At 73.9% G+C, this 21168-nt stretch carries 21 protein-coding genes and 1 tRNA gene; 11 read left to right on the top strand and 11 right to left on the bottom strand.

From position 1 onward, the window contains the following. The 3 genes from ACXJKG_RS09135 to ACXJKG_RS09125 form a co-directional block, all read left to right on the top strand. Positions 1-820 (top strand): MFS transporter (locus ACXJKG_RS09135; protein WP_456845445.1); only part of this gene is annotated, 820 nt, incomplete at its 5' end. Positions 821-856: 36 nt separating this feature from the next. Then, positions 857-2095, top strand: coding sequence for an MFS transporter (locus ACXJKG_RS09130; protein WP_456845444.1), 1239 nt, complete (start codon positions 857-859; stop codon positions 2093-2095). A gap of 63 nt (positions 2096-2158) precedes the next feature. Beyond that, entirely contained in the window at positions 2159-3259 is a 1101-nt protein-coding gene (locus tag ACXJKG_RS09125) for a UDP-N-acetylmuramate dehydrogenase (RefSeq protein ID WP_456845447.1), read from the top strand. On the opposite strand, the gene ACXJKG_RS09120 is transcribed toward ACXJKG_RS09125, so the two are convergent. Genes ACXJKG_RS09120 through ACXJKG_RS09085 form a run of 8 tightly spaced genes read right to left on the bottom strand, consistent with a single transcriptional unit; the run spans position 3181 to position 10800 of the window. Beyond that, a complete protein-coding gene (locus ACXJKG_RS09120; protein WP_456845443.1) occupies positions 3181-3621 on the bottom strand; it encodes a GntR family transcriptional regulator in 441 nt (146 codons plus the stop codon). The two genes, ACXJKG_RS09125 and ACXJKG_RS09120, sit on opposite strands and share 79 nt — an antisense overlap. Beyond that, a complete protein-coding gene (locus tag ACXJKG_RS09115; RefSeq protein WP_456845442.1) occupies positions 3618-4547 on the bottom strand; it encodes a hypothetical protein in 930 nt (309 codons plus the stop codon). The genes ACXJKG_RS09120 and ACXJKG_RS09115 overlap by 4 nt, the downstream gene beginning before the upstream one ends. 58 nt (positions 4548-4605) lie before the next feature. Beyond that, positions 4606-5628, bottom strand: coding sequence for an adenosine deaminase (locus ACXJKG_RS09110; protein WP_456845441.1), 1023 nt, complete (start codon positions 5626-5628; stop codon positions 4606-4608). Beyond that, positions 5625-6305 (bottom strand): response regulator transcription factor, encoded by a 681-nt coding sequence (locus ACXJKG_RS09105; RefSeq protein WP_456845440.1) that lies wholly within the window; start codon positions 6303-6305, stop codon positions 5625-5627. The genes ACXJKG_RS09110 and ACXJKG_RS09105 overlap by 4 nt, the downstream gene beginning before the upstream one ends. Continuing rightward, positions 6302-7828: a sensor histidine kinase gene (locus ACXJKG_RS09100; RefSeq protein WP_456845439.1), complete on the bottom strand. Its 1527-nt coding sequence runs from the start codon at positions 7826-7828 to the stop codon at positions 6302-6304. Before ACXJKG_RS09100 ends, ACXJKG_RS09105 begins: the two co-directional genes overlap by 4 nt. A gap of 53 nt (positions 7829-7881) precedes the next feature. Further along, positions 7882-8721, bottom strand: coding sequence for an ABC transporter permease (locus ACXJKG_RS09095; RefSeq protein WP_456845438.1), 840 nt, complete (start codon positions 8719-8721; stop codon positions 7882-7884). Then, complete coding sequence (locus tag ACXJKG_RS09090) at positions 8718-9566, bottom strand: ABC transporter ATP-binding protein (RefSeq protein WP_456845437.1); 849 nt, start codon at positions 9564-9566, stop codon at positions 8718-8720. The genes ACXJKG_RS09095 and ACXJKG_RS09090 overlap by 4 nt, the downstream gene beginning before the upstream one ends. Positions 9567-9570: 4 nt before the next feature. Beyond that, positions 9571-10800 carry a pyridoxal phosphate-dependent aminotransferase gene (locus ACXJKG_RS09085; protein WP_456845446.1) on the bottom strand — a complete coding sequence of 410 codons (1230 nt, stop codon included), beginning with the start codon at positions 10798-10800 and terminating at the stop codon, positions 9571-9573. A gap of 233 nt (positions 10801-11033) precedes the next feature. On the opposite strand from ACXJKG_RS09085, the gene ACXJKG_RS09080 reads away from it, so the two are divergent. The 5 genes from ACXJKG_RS09080 to rplA all read left to right on the top strand — a co-directional run bounded on the left by ACXJKG_RS09080 (position 11034) and on the right by rplA (position 13778). Next, positions 11034-11106 (top strand) — tRNA-Trp (locus tag ACXJKG_RS09080). A 140-nt stretch (positions 11107-11246) separates the two neighbouring features. Then, complete coding sequence (secE, locus tag ACXJKG_RS09075) at positions 11247-11534, top strand: preprotein translocase subunit SecE (RefSeq protein ID WP_456845436.1); 288 nt, start codon at positions 11247-11249, stop codon at positions 11532-11534. A gap of 107 nt (positions 11535-11641) precedes the next feature. Continuing rightward, complete coding sequence (gene nusG, locus ACXJKG_RS09070) at positions 11642-12457, top strand: transcription termination/antitermination protein NusG (RefSeq protein ID WP_456845435.1); 816 nt, start codon at positions 11642-11644, stop codon at positions 12455-12457. 78 nt (positions 12458-12535) lie between these two features. Further along, positions 12536-12967: a 50S ribosomal protein L11 gene (gene rplK / locus ACXJKG_RS09065; protein WP_055912123.1), complete on the top strand. Its 432-nt coding sequence runs from the start codon at positions 12536-12538 to the stop codon at positions 12965-12967. 91 nt (positions 12968-13058) lie between these two features. Further along, a complete protein-coding gene (rplA, locus tag ACXJKG_RS09060) occupies positions 13059-13778 on the top strand; it encodes a 50S ribosomal protein L1 (protein WP_456845434.1) in 720 nt (239 codons plus the stop codon). 74 nt (positions 13779-13852) lie between these two features. On the opposite strand, the gene ACXJKG_RS09055 is transcribed toward rplA, so the two are convergent. Further along, a complete protein-coding gene (locus tag ACXJKG_RS09055) occupies positions 13853-14791 on the bottom strand; it encodes a hypothetical protein (RefSeq protein WP_456845433.1) in 939 nt (312 codons plus the stop codon). Positions 14792-14837: 46 nt separating this feature from the next. Continuing rightward, the gene (locus ACXJKG_RS09050; protein ID WP_456845432.1) at positions 14838-16601 is read right to left on the bottom strand and encodes a peptidase S32; all 1764 of its coding nucleotides are present in this window, start codon (positions 16599-16601) and stop codon (positions 14838-14840) included. A gap of 291 nt (positions 16602-16892) precedes the next feature. Between ACXJKG_RS09050 and ACXJKG_RS09045 the strand changes: the two genes are divergently transcribed. The 3 genes from ACXJKG_RS09045 to ACXJKG_RS09035 are packed head-to-tail and all read left to right on the top strand — an operon-like array spanning position 16893 to position 20637. Next, positions 16893-17522 carry an RNA polymerase sigma factor gene (locus tag ACXJKG_RS09045; RefSeq protein WP_456845431.1) on the top strand — a complete coding sequence of 210 codons (630 nt, stop codon included), beginning with the start codon at positions 16893-16895 and terminating at the stop codon, positions 17520-17522. Beyond that, positions 17519-18022: a carboxypeptidase regulatory-like domain-containing protein gene (locus tag ACXJKG_RS09040; protein ID WP_456845430.1), complete on the top strand. Its 504-nt coding sequence runs from the start codon at positions 17519-17521 to the stop codon at positions 18020-18022. Before ACXJKG_RS09045 ends, ACXJKG_RS09040 begins: the two co-directional genes overlap by 4 nt. A 5-nt stretch (positions 18023-18027) precedes the next feature. Further along, positions 18028-20637 carry a CHAT domain-containing protein gene (locus tag ACXJKG_RS09035; protein WP_456845429.1) on the top strand — a complete coding sequence of 870 codons (2610 nt, stop codon included), beginning with the start codon at positions 18028-18030 and terminating at the stop codon, positions 20635-20637. A 23-nt stretch (positions 20638-20660) separates the two neighbouring features. Here the strand turns inward: ACXJKG_RS09035 and ACXJKG_RS09030 are convergent. Next, on the bottom strand, positions 20661-21168 hold a 508-nt coding region (locus ACXJKG_RS09030; protein ID WP_456845428.1), incomplete at its 5' end, for a hypothetical protein.

The raw sequence follows: 21168 nt of genomic DNA, 5'->3' as shown, positions 1-21168 counted from the left end.
GGGCGGGGTCGTGCTGGCCGACGCGCCCGGCGACCGGCCGCGGTCCGTGCTCCCGGCGCCGGGCGTGGCCACGGCCGGCCGCGGTCGTCGCATCGCGACCGCCCTGGACTCCTGGCGCGAGCCCCGCACCCTGCTGATCGGCGTCGTCATCATGGCCGCGGCCCTGTCCGAGGGGTCCGCCAACGACTGGCTGTCCCTCGCGGTGGTCGACGGCTTCGCCCAGCCCGAGGCGGTCGGCGGCGCGATGCTCGGCGTCTTCGTCGGCGCGATGACCCTGGTCCGGCTGCTGGGCACCCGGCTGATCGACCGGTTCGGCCGCGTGCCGGTGCTGCGCGTGTCGGGGCTGGTGTCGATCGTCGGCCTGCTCCTGTTCGGCTTCGCGCCCTCGCTGGTGCTCGCCGGCGTCGGCATCGTGCTGTGGGGCTTCGGCGCCGCGCTGGCCGTCCCCGTCGGCATCGCAGCGGCGTCCGACGACCCGATGCGCGCCGCCGGCCGGGTCGCCGTCGTCTCGTCGTTCGCCTCGGTGGCCTCGATCGCGGCGCCGCCGCTGCTCGGCATCGCGGCCGCCTCGACCGGCGCCCGGCACGCCCTGGTGTTCATCGCGGTCGCGATGGTGGCCAGCGTCGTGCTGGCCGGGCGCGTGGCTCCCGAGACGGCGTCGATCTCGGAGGCGCCCGCCCGCCCCGAGGGCGACGAGCCGTTCGTCCACCTTGCGGATGTCGACCCGGACCCGCTCGGTGCGATCGCCGTCCGGCACGCCGACCACCTGGCGGCCGACCGCCGCCGCCGTACCCGCCGCCGCCTCGTGCGCGTGACCTGACCCAGATCGGACGACATCATGAGCACCGGAGGGCCGATGACGACGCCAGCGGGACACGACGACGAGCTGACCCGGTCGAGCGCGCCCGTGGCCAAGGCCGTGGAGGGTGCCTCGCTCGCCGTGTTCGCCGTGTTCTTCCTCAACGGCTTCAACTTCGCGACGTGGGCCGCACGCCTGCCGGCCATCCGCGACGGGCTGGGCTTCGACCCGGCGCAGATGGGCCTGCTGCTCCTGGTCGGCGCCGTCGGCTCCCTGGTCGCGCTGCCGCTGTCGGGCATGGTCATCGAGCGGCYGGGCGCCCGTCGCACGGTGCTGGCGTTCGCGATCCTCAACGCCACCGGCCTGGTCGTCGCGTCCGTCGGCGTCGCGCTCGGCGAGGTCGTCGTCGTCGGCTTCGGGCTCGTGCTGTTCGGCGTCGGCACGGGCGTGTGGGACGCGTCGATGAACGTGGAGGGTGCCGCCGTCGAGCAGCTGCTGGGGCGGACGATCATGCCGCGTTACCACGCGGGGTTCTCGTTCGGCACGGTCGCCGCCGCCGGGGTCGCCGCCGTCGCGGCCTGGCTGCACGTCCCGGTCGTCGTGCACGTGCCGGTCGTCGTGGTCCTCTCCGTGATCGGCGTCGCCTTCGCGGTGCGCCGGTTCCTGCCGCTGGCCGACGAGCCCGAGGTGCGGCACGCGTCGGCCGAGACCGGGAAGGGTGCCCGCGGGGCCCTGGCCGCCTGGCTCGAGCCGCGGACGCTGCTCATCGGCCTCGTCGTGCTGGCGGCCGCGCTGACCGAGGGCGCCGCCAACGACTGGGTGAGCCTGTCGGTCGTCGACGGCTTCGACGTCCCGCACGCGATCGGCGCGTTCGCCTTCGCGATCTTCGTCAGCGCGATGACCGCGATGCGGTGGTTCGGGACCACCCTGCTCGACCGGTACGGGCGCGTGACGATCCTGCGGCTGTGCGCCGCCCTGTCGATCGTGGGCCTGCTGGTCTTCGGCCTCGCCGGGCACCTGGGCCTCGCGATCGTGGGCATCGTCGCGTGGGGCGCGGGCGCCGCGCTGGGCTTCCCGGTGGGCATGAGCGCCGCCGCGGACGACCCGATCCGGGCCGCCGCACGCGTCAGCGTCGTGTCGACCATCGGCTACAGCGCGTTCCTGGCCGGCCCGCCGCTGCTCGGCCTGCTGGCCCAGCAGGTCGGCTACCGCCACGCCCTGCTCGTCATCATCGTGCCGGTCGTGCTGGGTCTGCTCGTGGTGAACGCCGCGGCCCCGCTGAAGAACCGCGGCTAGCCTGAGCGTGTGCAGACTGAGCTGAGCACGGCTGACTGCTCGCCGGCGACCGTCCCCCCGACCATCGTCTGGCCCGCCTCGACCGCCGTGGCCTCCACCCTCGCGGACCTCACCACCCTCCGGGTCGGCGGGGCCCCGCGCCGGTACGTCGAGACGACGACGGAGGCCGAGCTCATCGACGCCGTCCGGTCCGCCGACACCGAGGGCGAGCCGCTGCTGGTGGTCGGGGGAGGCTCCAACCTCCTGGTGGCCGACGCCGGGTTCGACGGGGTCGTCGTGCGCGACGTGCGCAGCGGGATCGAGGTCCCCGACGCCTCCGCGTGCGCCGGCGCCACGCTGACTGTCCCGGCCGGCACCCCGTGGGACGACGTCGTGCGGTACGCGGTCGAGCAGGAGCTCACCGGTATCGAGAGCCTCTCCGGAATCCCCGGCTCCACGGGCGCGACCCCGGTGCAGAACGTCGGCGCCTACGGCCAGGAGGTGTCGCAGAGCATCGCGACCGTCCGGGTCTGGGACCGGAGCCGGGGCAAGGTCCGCACGCTGCCGCTGGTCACGCTCGCCTTCGGGTACCGCACCTCGCTGCTCAAGCGGTCCATGCGCTCGGCGGACAGCGACGACCCGCGCGCCCCGTGGTCACCGACGCCCCGCTACGTCGTGCTCGACGTGACGTTCCAGCTGCGCCCCGGCGACCTGTCGCGCCCGATCGCCTACGCCGAGCTCGCCCGCACGCTGGGGATCGAGGTCGGCCAGCGGGCGCCCCTCGCGGAGGTCCGGGACACGGTGCTCGCGCTGCGCGCCCGCAAGGGCATGGTCCTCGACCCGGCCGACCACGACACGTGGAGCGCGGGCTCGTTCTTCACCAACCCGATCCTGTCCGCCGACGCCGCGGCCGCACTGCCCGCCGACGCTCCGCGCTTCCCGGCGGTCGACGGCCGCGTGAAGTCGAGCGCCGCATGGCTCATCGAGCGGTCCGGCTTCTCGCGCGGGTTCGGCGCCCCCGGCCCGGCCACCCTCTCGACCAAGCACGCGCTCGCCCTGACCAACCGCGGGGGAGCGAAGGCCGAGGACCTGCTCGCGCTCGCCCGTCAGGTGCGCGACGGCGTCCGGTCGTCGTTCGGCGTGGAGCTGGAGCCCGAGCCCGTGCTGGTGGGCGTCACGCTCTGACGCCCGAGCAGGGCGCCGTGCACCAGCACGAGCGCCTCGTCGTTGCTCAGCCCCGCCGCCCGGACCGCGGCGACGTAGGTCTCGGCCGCGCGCCGCGCGATGTCGGTGGGCACCGACGCGCCCTCGGCGATCACGGTTCCGGCCCGGCGTCGGGTCTCGACGACCCCCTCCGCCTCGAGCTCCCGGAACGCGCGGGCAACCGTGCCCGCGGCGAGGCCGAGGTCGGTCGCCAGCGCGCGGATGGTGGGGAGCCGGTCGCCCGCGACGAGCCGCCCCGCGGCCACGTGCGCGACGACCTGGGCGCGGATCTGCTCGAACGCCGGGACGCCGGAGGTCAGGTCGACCTCGAGCTGCGCGGTCATGCGGAGACCTGCGGCTGCTGCGCGTAGGACTCGGCACGCTGCGGCGCGGGGGCGCGACGCTCGGCCCGGGAGCCCCGGACCGCCACCACCGTGCTGACGATGACGATGGCGAGCGAGACGAACCGGCCGACCGCTCCGCCGGCCACCGCGCTGCCGGGTCCGAAGGCGTCGGCCCATCGCGGCTGCACGCTCGCCACGCAGCTCGCGGCGAAGAAGAGGCACCCGGCCAGCGTCCAGGCGACCACCAGCTGCACGCCGGCCAGGACCCGACGCGCGGACGTGCGTCGCAGGCGTGCGTCGTCGGCGGGCGCGGTGTCGGAGACGGCCGCACGGCGCGCGACCTGTGCCAGGACCCCGAGGCAGGCGAGAGCGAGCACCACCATCGTGGGGGCGATCGTGCGCCCGTAGTACAGGCCGGGGAACGGGCTCGACGTCGAGGTCACGCCGTCGCCGTGCGCGTACGACAGGCTCCGTCCGCCGGTGCCGGCGGCCAGGCCACAGACCGTCAGCAGCACCGCGAGCAGCAGGAACCACACCACGGCGAGCCACGACAGCGCTCGCGGGGCGACGTCCCGGACGCGCCGCCGGACCAGCGGCGCGCGCCGGACGGCGCCCTGCGGCCTGGGCCACGTCAGCTCACCGCCGGCGTGCACCACCAGGAAGGCGATCCCGGCGATGCCCGGGAGCGCGGCGACGAACGCCCCGCGCGCGGGCCCGTGCAGGTAACCGGTCACGCTCATGGCGAGCAGGACGGGGAGCGGCACCAGGACCACCCAGGCGGCCGCGGTCACCCGTCGCGCGTGGCGGTCCGCGGCGAGCCATGCCTCCGACGGCGAGGCGGGGCCCTCGGTGCGGACCGGACGCAGCGCCCAGGCGACGCCGATCCCGAGAAGCAGCACGAGCAGCAGCCACACCGAGCCGGTCATCGCGACCTCCTGTATCAATGAACTAGTGTATTGATACAATCGCCGTCGACGGGAGATGTCAAGAGGCCAGCCAGTCGTCCACCCCGGCGAGCAGGCGCGCCCGCACGTCGTCGCCGGCGCGGCTGGCGCGGATCGACGACCGCGCCAGCTCGGCCAGCTGGTCGTCGGAGAACTCGTGCACCTCGCGGGCGAGGACGTACTGGTCGACCAGCCGCGAGCGGAACAGCAGGGGGTCGTCCGCGCCGAGCGCCACGGTCGCGCCGGCGTCGACCAGCGCGCGCAACGGGACGTCGGACGCCCGGTCGTACACGCCGAGCGACACGTTCGACGCCGGGCAGACCTCGAGCGCCACGCCCTCGTCGACCACGCGCTCCAGCACGCGGGGGTCCTCGGCCGACCGGACGCCGTGGCCCAGGCGGTCGGGGCGCAGGTGACCGATGACGTCCTCGACGTGCGCCGGCCCGAGCAGCTCACCGCCGTGCGGCACGGAGGCGAGCCCGGCGTCCCGGGCGATCACGAACGCGTGCGCGAACTCCGAGGTCTCGCCGCGGCGCTCGTCGTTGGACAACCCGAAGCCGACCACCTGCCCGGGGTCGTCGCCGGCGTGGTGCGCCGCGAGCCGGGCGAGCGTGCGTGCCTCGAGCGGGTGGCGCATGCGGGAGGCGGCGACGATCACCCCGACGTCGACGCCTGTGGTGGCCGACGCCGACCGCGCCGCGTCGAGGACGATCTCCAGCGCCGGCGTCAGGCCGCCGACGAAGGGCGCGTACGACGTCGGGTCGACCTGGATCTCGAGCCGCCCCGAGCCCTCGGAGGCGTCGTCCTGCGCGGCCTCGAGGACGATCCGGCGCATGTCCGCCTCGCCGCGGACGCACGCGCGGGCGGCGTCGTACAGGCGCTGGAACCGGAACCAGCCGCGCTCGTCGGCGGGCACGTGCAGGGCGTCGTCGTCGAGCAGGGCCGACGGCAGCCGGATCCCGTGCGTCGCGGCCAGCTCGGCCAGGGTCGAGACGCGCATGGACCCCGTGAAGTGCAGGTGCAGGTGGGCCTTCGGCAGGAGGGCCAGATCGCGGGGCGTCACACGCCTGCCGGGGTCGCGTCGATGAGCCGGTACCCGACCCCGCGGACCGTGTCGAAGTGCTCCGCGCCCACCTTGCGGCGCAGGTACCGCACGTACACGTCGACCACGTTGGACCCGGGGTCGAAGTCGTAGCCCCACACCTCGGACAGCAGACGCTCGCGGGTCAGCACGTCGCCGGGGTGCCGCAGGAACGTCTCGGCCAGCGCGAACTCCCGGGCGGAGAGGTCCACCTCCTGCGCGCCGACCTTCATCCGCCGGGTGCGCAGGTCGAGCTGGAGGGCGCCGTGCCGCAGCACGGAGGCCTCCGACGACGTGGTCTGCGCGCGCAGGCGCAGCCGGACGCGGGCGAGCAGCTCCTCGAACCGGAACGGCTTGGCCATGTAGTCGTCGGCCCCGGACTCCAGCCCRGTGACGGTGTCCGTCACCGACGAGCGGGCGGTGAGCACGATGACGGGCACGGTCCAGCCGTCGGCCCGCAGGCGACGCAGGACCTCGAACCCGTCGATGTCCACCAGGCCGAGGTCGAGCACCAGCAGGTCGACGTCGCCCGCCTGCACCCGCGCGATCGCGTCCTCGCCGGACGTGACGGCGCTCGTCTCGTAGCCGGACGCGCGCAGGCCCTTGGCCACGAACGCAGCGATGCGCTCCTCGTCCTCGGCGATGAGGATGTGGGTCATCGGTTCTCCACCAGCTGGGGGACGGTTCGGGGTTCGCCGTCCACGAGATCGACGGCCGGCAGGTCCAGCACGAAGACCACGCCGGGCCCGACGTTAGCCGGTGGATGCTCCACGAACACGCGCCCGTGGTGSGCGTGKRCGATCGCGGCSACGATSGGGAGGCCCAGACCGGCGCCGTGCGAGATGCGGTCGGCCTGCCCGCGGTGGAACCGCTCGAAGATGCGCTCAGCCTCSTCGGGCGGSACSCCGAGTCCCTCGTCGCGCACCCAGAGCAGCAGCCGGTCACCGGAGACCTCGCTGCCCAGGCGGACCGTGGAGCCCGGCGAGGAGTACCGGTACGCGTTGGCCAGCAGCTGCAGCCAGGCCTGCGTGATGCGCTGGGCGTCGAGCTGCACCGTCACGTCCGCCCGTGCAGCCACCACCCAGCGCCGGTCGCCCAGCCCGCGGGCCTTCTCGTGCACGTCGTCGGTCAGGCGGCCCACGTCGGTCGCGGCGAGCCGCACGAAGTCGGGCCGGTCCGCGGTGGCCAGGGTCATCAGGTCGTCGACCAGCCGCTGCATCCGGTCCAGCTCGTCCAGGGCGAGCGCCTGCGTGGCGCGGACGTCGTCGGGGTCGTCGGGGTTCACCAGCTCGAGGTGGCCGCGCACGATGGTCAGCGGCGTCCGCAGCTCGTGGCCCACGTCGTCGAGGAGCTCGCGCTGCGACCCGAACGCCCGCTCGAGCCGGTCGAGCATGGCGTTCACGGTCCGCGCGAGGTTGGACAGGTCGTCCTTGCCGGTGACCGTGATGCGCTCGGACAGGTCCGACTCCGTGATCCGACGGGTGGTGTCCCGCAGCAGGCGGATCGGTCGGAGCAGGCGTCCGACGACGAACCACGCGACGACGGCGATCAGGACGAGGGCCGCGAGGCCGACGGCGGCGTACGAGACGAACGTGCTGCGCAGGGTCGACATCTCCGCGGAGCGGTCGAACGCGACCACGAACGTTCCGGAGAGGGGGTCGTCGTCCACGGTGACCGGCACGGCGATGAGCCGGTACTGCGTGACCGGGGTCGAGACGGTCCGCGCGACCGCGGGGGCGTCGACGGGAATCTGCGCGAGGACAGCGATCAGCGCGGCATCCGTCTCGAGGTGGATCGCCCGCGTCTCGGGTGCCGCCCACCAGACGGCGCGCCCGTTCTGCAGCGCGACCACACCCTCGTTCTTGCCCGGGATGCGGTTGCGCACCCCCTCGTGCAGGACCGCCAGCACGTTCTCGTACGGTCGGTTGGTGTTCGGGTCTGCGCTCGCCTGCACCGTGCGGAGCGCCGCCACGGCCCGGGAGAGCGAGTTGTCGAGCCGCTCGTCGGTCGCCGCCGCCTGCAGCGCGAACGCCGTGCCGCCGGCGATCGTCAGCGTGAGGGTGCACAGCAGCACGACCGCGGTCAGCAGCCGCGCGCGGACCGTCAGGTGCGCGACGGTGCGCCGGTGCATCGGGATCGCCCCCGTGGCGGCGCCCGGGACGTCGGCGCGACCGCGTGGCATGCCGACCAGTATGTCCGCGCTCGCCCGTCGCGCGCAGGCGTCCCGGAGGTTGTTCAGCCGTCGTCGCGGCGCTGCCAGCGGAACGTCCGGACGCCGACAAGCAGCGCGGCGACCGCCCAGACCAGCAGGACCACCGCGGTCGCGCCGTGCTGCCAGGAGCCGCTGACCTCCCATGACTCGGCGCTCGTCGGGAGGAAGACCGACCGCATGCCCTGCGCCATCCACTTCAGCGGGAACACCGACGCGACGTTCTGCATCCACGTGGGCAGGTCGTTGTAGACGAAGAACACGCCGGAGATGAACTGCAGGACGAGCACGATCGGGGTGACCACGGCGCTCGCCGACTTCCCGGAGCGCGGGACCGACGAGAAGGCCACGCCGCAGAGGGTGCCCGCCGCCGTCCCGAGCAGGAACACCCAGGCGAACGTGGTCCACGCGGCGGCGGTCGTCGGGAGCGGGACGTCGAAGAACAGCGCCGCGGCCGCGAGCAGCAGCGCCGTCTGGACCAGCGAGGTCACCAGCACCTCGCCCGTCTTGCCCAGGAAGTAGGCCGCCGGCGGCAGGGGCGTCCCGTGCAGCCGCTTGAGCCCGCCGTCGTCCCGCTCGACCGCGATGGTGATGGCGAGGTTCTGGAAGCTGGAGAGCATGATCCCGGTCGCCAGCATGCCCGGCAGGAAGTACTGCGCGAACGGGATCCCCGGCGCCGGGCCGACCGTCGCGCCGTCCTGCCCGAACACCGTCGCGAAGATCGCGAGCATGATGATCGGGTACGCGAAGATGAAGACGACGGCGTCGCGCTCGCGGAAGAACGTCCGGACCTCGTAGCCGGTGCGGGCGAGCCCGAGGCGCACGACCCCCGGCAGGGCGGTCCTCGTGGCCGTCGGCGCGCTCACGCCCGGGCCTCGTCCGCGATGAGCCCGAGGTACACGTCCTCGAGCGTCGGGCGCAGCACCTGCAGGCCGGGGACCTCGCCGCCCAGGTCGGTCGCCAGCTCGACGACGGTCCGCGCGGGCGTGTCGGTCCGGACCTCACGCGTCCGGCCGTCCTGCGTCCAGCGCACGACCGCCTGCCGGGCCGTGCGGCCCCCGAGGTCGGCGGGCGGCCCCTCGGCGACCACGCGTCCGTCGCGCACCACGACCACCCGGTCGGCCAGCCGCTCAGCCTCCTCGAGGTAGTGCGTGGTCAGCAGGATCGTCGTGCCGTCCGCGGCCAGCGCCTCGACCAGGTCCCAGAACGACCGGCGCGCCTGCGGGTCGAAGCCGGTCGTCGGCTCGTCGAGGAACAGCAGGTCGGGCCTGCCGACGATGCCGAGGGCCACGTCGAGCCGTCGTCGCTGGCCGCCGGACAGCTGCCGCGCGCGGGTCCTGACCTTCTCCTGCAGCCCGACCGCGGCGATGACCTCCTCGGGGTCGCGCGGGTCCGGGAAGAACCGGGCGAAGTGCCGGACCAGCTCGCCGACGGTCGCCTCGGCGAGGTCGTTGTTGCTCTGCAGGACGATGCCGAGCCGCGTGCGCCAGGCCCGGTCCCCGGTCTGCGGGTCCTGGCCGAGCACCCGCACGTCGCCGCCGTCCCGCGAGCGGTAGCCCTCGAGGATCTCGACCGTCGTCGTCTTGCCGGCACCGTTGGGGCCGAGGATCGCGACGACCTCGCCCGTGGCGACCGTGAGGTCCAGCCCGTCGACGGCCCGCTTCTCGCCGTAGACCTTGCGCAGCCCGCTGACCTCGACGGCGGCCGGCACCGGGCTACTCGGCCTCGGCCAGCAGCGACTGGATCCGGCTGATGCCCTCGACCAGGTCCGCGTCGCCCAGCGCGTACGACAGGCGCAGGTACCCGCTGGGACCGAACGCCTCGCCCGGCACCACGGCCACCTCGGCCTGCTCGAGGATCAGCGTCGCCAGCTCCGCCGACGTCGTCGGGGTGACGCCACGGATCGTCCGGCCCAGCACGCCCTCGACCGACGGGTACACGTAGAACGCGCCCTCCGGCGTCGGGATCCGCACCCCGTCGATCTGCGCGAGCATCTCGACGATGGTGCGCCGCCGGCGGTCGAACGCGGTCCGCATCTCCTCCACGGCCGCCAGGTCGCCGCTCAGCGCGGCGATCGCCGCCCGCTGCGACACGTTGGCGACGTTCGAGGTGAGGTGCGACTGCAGGTTCGTCGCGGCGGTGATGACGTCGGCGGGGCCGATCATCCAGCCCACGCGCCAGCCGGTCATGGCGTACGTCTTGGCGACGCCGTTGAGCACGATCGTCGTGTCGGTGAGCTCCGGCACCACGCGCAGGATCGGCGTGAAGACCGCGTGGTCGTAGGTCAGGTGCTCGTAGATCTCGTCGGTGATGACCCAGATGCCGTGCTCGAGGGCCCAGCGACCGATCTCGGCGGTCTGCTCGGGGGAGTACACGGCGCCGGTCGGGTTGGACGGGGAGCAGAACAGCAACACCTTGGTCCGCGGCGTCCGGGCGGCCTCGAGCTGCTCGACGGTGACGAGGTAGCCCTGGTCGACCCCGGCGAACACCTCGACCGGGACGCCGCCGGCCAGCCGGATCGCCTCGGGGTAGGTGGTCCAGTACGGCGCCGGGAGGAGCACCTCGTCGCCCGGGTCCACGACGGCCGCGAACGACTGGTACACCGCCTGCTTGCCGCCGTTGGTCACCAGCACGCTCGACGGCTTGACGTCGTAGCCGGAGTCCCGGAGCGTCTTCGCCGCGATCGCCTCGCGCAGCGCGGGGAGCCCGGCGGCTGGCGTGTACCGGTGGTTCGCAGGGTCTTTCGCCGCAGCGATCGCCGCGTCGACGATGTACGCGGGCGTCGGGAAGTCGGGCTCGCCGGCGCCGAAGCCGATCACGGGCCGGCCGGCCGCCTTGAGCGCCTTCGCCTTGGCGTCGACCGCCAGCGTCGCGGACTCGGCGATCGCGGCCAGTCGGGCGGACACACGGGCACGGGGAGGGGTCTGCTCGCTCACGGCCCCCATAGTGGCAGAGGTCACGTGGGGTCGTGCGAGGCGATATCGGTCCGCGTCCCTGTCCCCTCCGGGCGGTTCGACCCACGGGCGCTCGTCGCGTACAGTGGACCCCCGGCGGTTGACGTCCGCCATGATGAGCCGTGCCCCGGAAGACTCCGGAGCCTGCGCGGACCCCCTGCGGGTGGTGTCCGTCGGTGCGCGCCCGCGTGCACACGGATCATCGTGGAGGCCCAGGCCGCCGTAGGGCAGTGGCGCAATTGGTAGCGCAGCGGTCTCCAAAACCGCAGGTTGCAGGTTCGAGTCCTGTCTGCCCTGCGCACGCGTCTGGTCCTCCGGGTTCGCCCGGTCGACCAGGAGGCGAGCAGGACCGCCGGCCGGTCCGGCGCGACGCGTCGGCCCGATCGTCCGTCAGGTTCCGTACGGAGCCTGACCACCACGAGACATAGGGACCTGACGTGAGCGAAACAGCACCGGCTGCGGCGTCCGACGCCGAGGGTTCGGCGTCGCGTCCGTCCGCGCCCAAGGCCGCCCGCAAGGGTGAGTCGCGCGGTGGTCTGTTCGCCCGCATCGCGCTCTTCGTCCGCCAGGTCATCGCTGAGCTGAAGAAGGTCGTCCGGCCCACGCGGTCGGAGCTGATCACCTACACGAGCGTCGTGCTCGTGTTCGTCGCCGTGATCATGGCCTTCGTCACCGTGATCGACCTGGGCATCGGCAAGCTCACGTTCTGGGTCTTCGGAGGCTGACGGCCCGCTCGGGGCCCGGCCCCGACAGCTAGGCAGTCGCCCCACCAGGCTGAGCACCCACCGCGCCGGTTCGCCGGGCGCACACGCTGGAGAAAGCAGGTTCGCACGTGTCGCAGGAGTCGCAGGAGCCCATGACGGGCGCCGAGGCGGAGCTCGAGGACGCCATCGCGTCGGTCGAGGCCGTCGAGGCGTCGGTCGACGCCGTCGACCCGTCGGTCGAGGACGACACCGTCGACGACGCCGACGAGAGCGACGACGTTGCCGAGCCGCAGGACGACGCCGTCGAGGACGAGGCCGAGGCCGACGACGAGCCCGACGTCGACGAGGACCCCGTCGCCGCGTTCAAGGCCCAGCTGCGCAGCCAGCTCGGTGACTGGTACGTCATCCACTCCTACGCGGGGTACGAGAACCGCGTGAAGGCCAACCTGGAGAACCGTCGCCAGAGCCTCAACATGGAGGACTTCATCTACGCGGTGGAGGTCCCCATGGAGGAGGTCGTGGAGATCAAGAACGCGCAGCGCAAGGTCGTCAAGCGCGTTCGGATCCCCGGCTACGTCCTCGTGCGCATGGACCTGACCGACGAGTCGTGGGGCGCCGTCMGGCACACGCCGGGCGTCACCGGCTTCGTCGGCCACACGCACCAGCCGGTCCCGCTGACGCTGGACGAGGTCTTCTCGATGCTCGCCCCGTCGCTCGAGCCCAAGCAGCCGACCACGGCCGCGGGCGCCGCGAAGGCCGCCTCGCAGATCAAGGTCGACTTCACGGTCGGCGAGTCGGTCACCGTCACCGACGGTCCGTTCGACACGCTGCCGGCGACGATCTCCGAGATCAACGCCGAGAACCAGAAGCTCAAGGTTCTCGTCTCCATCTTCGGCCGGGAGACCCCGGTCGAGCTCTCGTTCAGCCAGGTCGCCAAGATCTGACCTGTTCGACCTGCACGTCGTACTGCAACCGGGTCATCGCCCACGGCGTCGGCCCACAACACGAAACGGAAGTTCAGCATGCCCCCGAAGAAGAAGGTCACCGGCCTGATCAAGCTCCAGATCAAGGCCGGCGCCGCCACCCCCGCGCCGCCGATCGGTCCGGCGCTGGGTCAGCACGGCGTCAACATCATGGAGTTCTGCAAGGCGTACAACGCGGCCACCGAGGCGCAGCGCGGCAACGTCATCCCCGTGGAGATCACGGTGTACGAGGACCGCTCGTTCACCTTCATCACGAAGACGCCGCCGGCCGCCGAGCTGATCAAGAAGGCCGCCGGTGTGGCCAAGGGCTCGCCGACGCCGCACACGGTCAAGGTCGCCACGCTCACCAAGGCGCAGATCAGCGAGATCGCGAGCACCAAGCTCGAGGACCTCAACGCGAACGACCTGGCCGCGGCCGAGAAGATCATCGCGGGCACCGCTCGCTCGATGGGCATCAAGGTCGAGGGCTGACCGACCAGCACGAGAACAGCGGGCTGAGTCCGGCCCGCTGAGGAATGTGGAAGGGCCTGACCGGCCCGACTGACCACGACAGGAGAACAGCATGGCCAAGCACAGCAAGGCGTACCGCAACGCGGCCGAGAAGATCGAGGAGGGGCACCTCTACACGCCCCTCGAGGCCGTCCGGCTCGCGCAGGCGACGTCGACCACCAAGTACGACTCGACCGTCGAGGTGGCCTTCCGCCTCGGTGTCGACCCCCGCAAGGCCGACCAGATGGTCCGCGGCACGGTCAACCTGCCCCACGGCACCGGCAAGACCGCCCGCGTCATCGTCTTCGCCACGGGCGAGCGCGCCGAGCAGGCCCGCGCCGCGGGTGCCGACGAGGTCGGCGGCGACGAGCTCATCGACAAGGTCGCGGCCGGCTGGACCGACTTCGACTCCGCCGTCGCCGCGCCCGACCTCATGGGCAAGGTCGGTCGACTGGGCAAGGTCCTGGGCCCGCGCGGTCTCATGCCGAACCCGAAGACCGGCACCGTGACGATGGACGTGGCCAAGGCCGTGTCCGACATCAAGGGCGGCAAGATCGAATTCCGCGTGGACCGTCACGCGAACCTGCACTTCATCATCGGCAAGACCTCGTTCAGCGACGTCTCCCTCGTGGAGAACTACGCCGCTGCGCTCGACGAGATCCTGCGTCTGAAGCCGTCCGCCTCGAAGGGCCGGTACATCGCCAAGGCGACGTTCTCGACCACGAACGGCCCCGGCATCCTGGTCGACCAGAACAAGACGCGGAACCTCGCCTCCGAGGACGACGCCGCCTGACGCTGGCAGCATGCACGACGAAGGCCCGGTCCCCCCTGCGGACCGGGCCTTCGTCGTTCCCCCATGAGCCGGAGTCAGCGCATGCGCCGCGCAGCTCCCGCCCGTGCGGCCCCGACCAGCTCGAGCGGCCTGGTCCACAGGCCGGAGAGCCACTCGAGCTCGGCGTCGTCGGAGTCGGGGTCCAGGGCCAGCTGGGCGCTCCACTCGATCGCGGTGCCGAGCGTCCGGGCGATCGCCATCGAGCGCGTCGGCGTCGCGTCCCCGCCGAGGCTGCGGTACTCGGCCAGGAAGGTCGCCACCGGGTCGAGGTCCCAGGCCGGGTCGAGGACCGGGCCGAGCGCGATCGCGATCCAGTCGAGGGCCGTCGCGACGTCCCAGCGCGGGTCGCCGCACCCGGCCGACGGGTGGTCCGGGTCCGCCTGCAGCACCGCGCGCACCGTGCCGTGCGACCGCGTGATCGCCACCTCGTCCCCGGTCGGGTCCCCGTGCGTCCACTGTGCCGCCGTCCAGGACGACCGCGCGTCGAGCAGCGCCCGCCCGATCGCCGGGTGCGCCCGAACCGCCCAGACCGGCCCGGCCTGCGCCGGGAGCTCGTCGAGCCAGTCGGGCAGCGGCTCGTCGAGCACCCACGGCACGGTCGCGTCGGGCGTCGAGGCGTGCAGCGGCGTCCGGTGCAGCCGGACCAGCGCCGCCGCCCACGCGGAGAGCAGCGCCGTCAGCTCGCCCCGGAGCGTCGCGGCCGGTCCGCGCCGGTGCAGCCGGCCGACGAGGTCCTCGAGCTCGCGCACGAGCGGTCGCCCGTCCGGCTCCGTCCCGACTGCTCCGGGCAGGTGCCGGGCCGGGTGAGCCGCGGGCGTGGTCGGTGCGACGACGAGCGCCGCGACCTCCGGGGAGTCCCCGGCCGCCGAGTGTCGCCCGATCCTCGGACGCAGTGCGACGACGCGGGCCGACGGGCTCCGATCGACCGCGCGGGCACCACGACCCGCAGCTGCTCTCTCGACTTCGACGGACATCGTCGGTGGCTCCCTCGTGCGTGGACGGTGGCGGGTGGTCGATCGGTCAGCGGGCCCGGCCGCGCACGATCGCCGTGACGTAGCCGGCCCAGAACGCCTCGCGGAGTCGCAGCGCCGCGTACGCCTGTGCCCGGGCACCCGCGGCGCCCCCGGCGGCGAGCTGCCGGGCGTAGGCCTCGGTGAACGGCTCCGTGAACGGCTCCGTGAACGGTTCCGTGAAGGGCTCGGCGCCGAAGGCCTCGGTGAACGGTTCCGTGAACGGTTCGGTGAACGGCTCGGTGAACGGTTCCGTGAACGGCTCGGTGAACGGTTCCGTGAACGGCTCGGTGAAGGGCTCCGTGAACGGTTCCGCGCCGAAGGCCTCGGTGAAGGGCTCGGTGAACGGCTCCGTGAACGGTTCCGTGAACGGTTCGGTGAAGGGCTCGGTGAACGGTTCCGTGAACGGCTCGGTGAAAGGCTCGGTGAAGGGCTCGGCGCCGAAGGCCTCCGTGAACGGCTCGGTGAACGGCTCCGTGAAGGGCTCGGTGAACGGTTCGGTGAACGGCTCCGTGAAGGGCTCCGTGAACGGCTGAGCCTTCGCCCCGCCGCGTCCTGCGGCGTTCGCGGCTGCCGGACCGGCGGTGCTCGGCTGCGGCGCCGCGGGCCGGCCGGGGACGCCGTTCGCGGACCCGGGACGCCCGGACGCGGCCGCGGGGCGGCGACGTGCGCGCCGACCGCCGAACGCGGCCTGCACCGGCGGGAACAGCGACGGCGGCACCGCAGCGGCGCGGGCGCGGCGGGCGGTGGCGTTCCGGCGGGCGGCGAGAGCGCGTGCGGCGCTGAGAGAGAGGACGTCGACGCCGAGCGTCTCGAGCACGGCGCCGATGGGGCTGGCGACCGAGAAGCTGCCGTCGTCCTCGCCGGCCCAGAGCAGCCCGACGACCTTCCCGTCGGCGTCGACGATCGCGGAGCCGGAGTCCCCCTCGTTCGAGAAGGCGGCGACGCCATCGGCGGGCTCGATCCGGATCTGGTCGCGCAGGGTCTTCCACCCGACGCCGGGGCCGAAGTCGACGGAGGTCGTGTAGTCGGTGGAGGTGATGGTGCCGCTGGTCAGGCCGGTGGTCCGCCCGCTCTTGCGGACGGCCGCGCCGTCGGCGGCGGGCGCGGACCCGGTGACCGCGCCGACGCCGACGATCCCGGGCAGCCAGGGAGCACCGGGCGCGAGCCCGACGACCGCGGCGTCGATGCGGTCGGTGAGCGTGCCGCGGACCAGGGCGCCGACGCGGTCGGTGCGCGGGTTCCCGCCGTCGGCGAGCGCGGGCTGGATCCAGGTGCTGGCCACGTCCTCGAGCCCGTCACCGGCGGCGACGTGCCAGTTGGTGAGGCCGAAGGTCCGGCCGGTGTGGCGCTCGTACACGAGGACGCCGAGCGTGCCGTTGACGGACCGGAGCTGGGCGACGCCGTCGATCGGGACCGTCACGGGGGTGGCCGGGCCCAGGCTGATCCCGCCGGCGAGCGGGCGGATGCGCTTGCTCGGCTCCCCGGCGGCCGGCGCCGAGTGGAGGCGCACGCGGTGCTCGACGACGTCGGTGGGGATGCCGTCGATCTCGCTCGGGATGCGCTCCGAGTCGGAGAGGTCGCCGTGGGCGAGCTTGTGCTCGACGTGGACGACGATCGCCTGTCGACCCGTCGGCGCCCCGTCGGACCACTTCTCGCCGATGTCGACCCCGACCACGCCGGGCCGGGCGATGAGCGCATCCTCGATGACGCGCTTCGTCGACCGGATCTGGTCACGGGTGTAGGTGCCGGGGGTGGGGTCCTGCTCTGTCATGTCGGGCGTCTCCTCAACCGGGTCGGGTGCTCGCAAGGAGCGGGTGACGACCGGTCAGATACATCCGGTCCAACGAAGAGTTGCAGAGATGTATCTGGGCGTCTGCCCCGTGCTCCTCCGAGTCGACCCCGATCGGTGGGGCCGCCGCGGGTGCCCGCGGGGGGACGGTCCGCGACGCGGGCGGTCCGGGGGCACCTGCTCGCGGTCGTATCGTCCTTGTCGGGGTTGTCCGGGTCGCCCTACTGTGTTCGGGGCGGCCGCCCGACGAGGCCTGCCTGTGAGGGGTCCATGATGAGTGACGACCTGGTGGAGCCGGTGGACACCGAGCTCCGCAGCCAGGGTGAGGGGCTCGCCGACCAGGCGGCCCGCGCGGTCGTGGCATACCGCGACGGAGATCGCGCTCCGCTCGCCGCCCTGGTGCAGGTGATGACGCCGTTGCTGTGGCACACGGTCCGGGCGCAGGGTGCAGATCCCGAGCTGGCGCAGGACATCGTGCAGAACACCTGGCTGACGCTCGTGCGGGACATCGAGTCGATCCGGGACCCGCGCGCGACCCTGCAGTGGATGCTGGTCACCGCCAAGCGCGCCGCGTGGAGGTCCGTGCGGCGCAGCCGCGACGAGCTGGTCCGGCACGAGCAGGACGAGCACGTGACCGACTGGCTGGCCGCGCCGGCCGACGACCTTCCGGACTCGGTGGCCGTGCGGTCCGAGCGGGACCAGGTGCTGTGGCAGCACGTCGCGGAGCTGCCCGACCGGTGCCGTCGGCTCCTGGGGCTGGTCGCTCTGGTCGACCGCCCGGACTACGCCGTCGTGTCGAGATCGCTCGGCATGCCCGTCGGCAGCATCGGGCCGACGCGTGGCCGCTGCCTCGCCAAGCTGCGCGTCGCGCTCGCAGCCGACCCCGCCTGGAGCATGTCATGAGCGCCGACGAGAGGACCCTCGCCCTGGTTGCCGCCGGCGGCCTGGACATCGACGACCGGCAGATCCTCGAGCGCCTCGCGGCGCTGGTCGAGCAGGCGGACCCGGTCCCGGCCGGCCTGGTCGAGAGCATCGGGATGGCACTGACCATCGAGGCGATGCACGCCGAGCTGGCGGAGCTCCACCTGGTCGGGGAGCCCGCGCTCGCCGTCCGTGCGGACGAGACCAGCATCGAGGCCGGCACCATCACGTTCACCACCGACGTGCTCACCGTGATGATCTCGGTGCACGCCGAGGCGGGGCGAGTACGGGTCGACGGCTGGGCGGCGCCCGCCGGGGAGCTCTCCGTCGAGCTGCACCAGGGCGGAGAGGTCACGACGACCAGCTCCGACGCGGACGGTCGCTTCTCGTTCTCCGACATCGAGCGCGGCCCGGCCCGGCTGGTGCTCCGACGACCGTCGGACCCGACGGTGCCCATCGTCACGCCACAGATCGAGCTCTAGCGCAGATGTCCGAACCCGGCGGTCCGGCGGCGGCCGGGCCGCCGAGCCTCGGCGCCCTCATCGAGCAGGTCCAGCGGGCCACCGACGACAACGCGGAGGGTCGCCCGACCCGCGCGCGCCGGCGCCTTCGGCCCGCGCTACGTGCGCTGGACGCGATGCCGTCGACGCCGGAGGTCGCGCGCTGGCGCGGGCGTGCGCTCACCGAGCTGGCGAAGTGCGACTTCGAGACGCGCGGCGGCTCGCGCCCGATCCTGGAGCGGCTCGACGCGATGCTCGCAGAGCAGGACTCCGTCGGCGGCGGCTGGCCTGGGCTCGGACCGGCAGTCGCGGGCCTGCGCGGCCTGCTGGCCCTGCGGGCGGGGCGGCAGGACGACGCGCTGCGCGAGCTGGACATCGCGATCGCGGGGTCCGACGAGGCCGACCCCCTGGACGCGTGCCGCTCCCTGCTGAACCGCGGGGTCCTGCACATGGAACGCGGGAACCTGACGGCCGCCCGCGGGGACCTCGCCGACTGCGCCCGGCGAGCGCGGCAGGCCGGTTTCGTCAGGCTCGTGTTCAAGGCCGAGCACAACCTCGGCTACCTCAGCTTCGTCGCCGGCCGGATGCCCGAGGCGCTCGCGCTGATGGAGGATGCGGCCGCGATCCTGCCCGGGCCGCCGCGTCCGACCGCGATCCAGGACCGGGCCCGGGTGCTGCTCGAGGCGGGCCTGGTCGGGGTGGCGGACACGACGCTCGCCGAGGCCGCGGCGCTGTTCGCCGAGCAGCACCTGCCGCACGACGTGGCCGAGTGCGAGCTGGGCCGCGCGGAGTGCGCGATGCTCCGCGGGGACCTGGTGGCGGCCCGCGAGCTCGCGCTCGCGGCCGGTCAGCGGTTCCGGCGGCGGGGCGACGACGCGTKGGTCATCCGGTCGTCGCTGCTGGCGCTCCAGGCCGACGCGGAGGCCTGCGCCGCCGCGCCGGACGACGACGCGCGCGTGCGGGCGCGCTGGGCGTCCCTCTCGCGCAGCGCCGGCAAGCTCGAACGCCTGTGCCTCAGCACCGGCCGCACCATCTGGGCGAGCGCCGCCGCGTACGTCCGCATCGAGTCGGACCTCGCCCGCGGCGCGCTGCGCGACCCGGCCGTGGTCCTCGAGGCGCTGGGCCCGGTCCGGAGCAGCGACCCCATCGCCGTGCGCCTGCACGGCCGGCGCATCCGGGCCATGCTCGCGCGCGCGGCGGGCGACCGCGAGCGCGCCGGTCGCTACGTCCGTGCAGGTCAGCGCGATCTCGGGCTCCACCGCGCGCGGTTCGGGTCGCTCGACCTGCGTACCGCGGGGGCCGTGCACGGCACCGGGTTGGCCGACCTCGACGTTTCCCTCGCGCTGGCGTCGGGCCGGCCGTCGGCGGTCCTGGACGCCGCCGAGCGCGTGCGGTCCGTGATCGGCGGGACACCCCGGGTCAACCCGCCCAGCGACCCGGTCTCGGCGGCGCTGCTGGAGGAGCTGCGCGAGCTGATCGACCAGAACCGGGGGACGCGGCAGCACACGCCCGGCGATCCCCGGGTGGCCAGGGTCGAGCGCGAGGCGCAGCGGTTGAAGCACGAGATCCTCGCGCGGTCCTGGCACGAGAGCGGTCGTGCCGGCGGCGACAGGGCCGGGCGGTCGGTCGAGGTCCGTCGGGTGCTGCGGGACCGGCCGGGCGGCGTGGTCCTCGACGTGCTCGAGCACCGGGGCGAGCTCCTCGCGGTCGAGGTCGGCGACGACCACACGGCGCTGCACCACCTGGGGGAGACGGCGAGCATCGCGGAGCTGGTCCGACGGGTCCACGCGGACCTCGAGGTGACCGCGAACCCGCTCGTGCCCCCGGACCTGCGGGGCGTCGCGCTCAACTCGCTGAAGCACGGGATGTCGGCGCTGGAGGCCCGGCTCGTGCCGGCCTTGGGAGCACAGGGGGAGCTCGTGGTCGTGGCCACCGGCTGGCTCGGGGTGCTGCCGTGGTCGATGCTCCCGTCGCGCATCGGGCGGCCGACCGTCGTCGCGCCGTCCGTGCACCACTGGATGACCTACGCGGGGTCGGCGAGCGCGATCCCGTCGCGGGTCATCGCGGCGGCCGGCCCGGGGCTGCGGCACGCCGAGGCGGAGGCCGAGGAGATCGGGCGGTTGTGGCCCGGCGGCGAGGTGGTGGTGGGCCAGGAGGCGACCGTGTCCCGGATGATCGGGCTCCTCGGGGCCCCCGGCATCGTGCACCTCGCCGCGCACGGCCGGCACGAGCCCGACAACCCGCTGTTCTCCTCGGTGCGGATGGCCGACGGTCCGCTGTTCGCGCACGAGCTGGACTCGGGCGGCGGCTCCCCGGAGCTCGTGCTGCTGTCCAGCTGCGAGGTCGGCCGGGCGAGCATCCGGGCCGGTGGCGAGGCGTTGGGCCTGGCCAGCGTCCTGCTGCGCACGGGGGTGGGCTGTGTCGTGGCGGCGGTCGCGCCGCTGCCCGACGCGACGGCGCTCCGGGTCATGACGCGGACCCATGCGCTCCTGCGGTCGGGCGTCCCGGTGGCGCAGGCGGTCGCCACCGCCACGGCGGAGGACGCGGCCGAGACCGGCGTCGTCGCCCCGCTGGTCTGCTTCGGCGCCCCGCTGTGACGGGACCGAGAGCAGGTCGCGCGTCAGCCGTGCCCGCCGTGCCCGCTCATCCCGGCCATCCCGGGCATGTGCGCGTGCGCACCGGCGTCGGTCGCCGCGAGCCCGGGGACGGTGATCGTGGCGACCACCAGCGACGCCACGGCCAGCACGGCGACCCGGGCGAACGGGCCGGCGCCCCGCACGGGCTCCGAGGGTCGGACCGCCACCGCGAGCAGCACGCCGGCCAGCAGCTGCAGACCCACCGCGGCGGCGTCGGACAGGCCGAGCGCTCCGGTGATCGACGTGCCGACGACGAGCCACGCGACGGCGCCCACGAGGAGCGTCGCCAGCGCGGCACGCGCCACGGGGGCGGGACCGCGCAGCGCCAGGACGGACCAGGCCGCCTCCGCGCCACCGAGGACGACGAGCCCGACGGCCACCGCCRGATGGTGCCGCAGGTGCTCCGAGCCGAGCGCGAGGAGGACGAGCCCGGCACCCAGCGCGGCGTAGGCCGCACCGGTCCGCGCGCCGAACTCGCGCAGCCCCTCGGCC

It is taken from the genome of Cellulomonas sp. P5_C6, from assembly GCF_054049635.1.
Note: the sequence above shows the minus strand (reverse complement) of the source record. Positions and strands in the feature narration are given on the sequence as shown.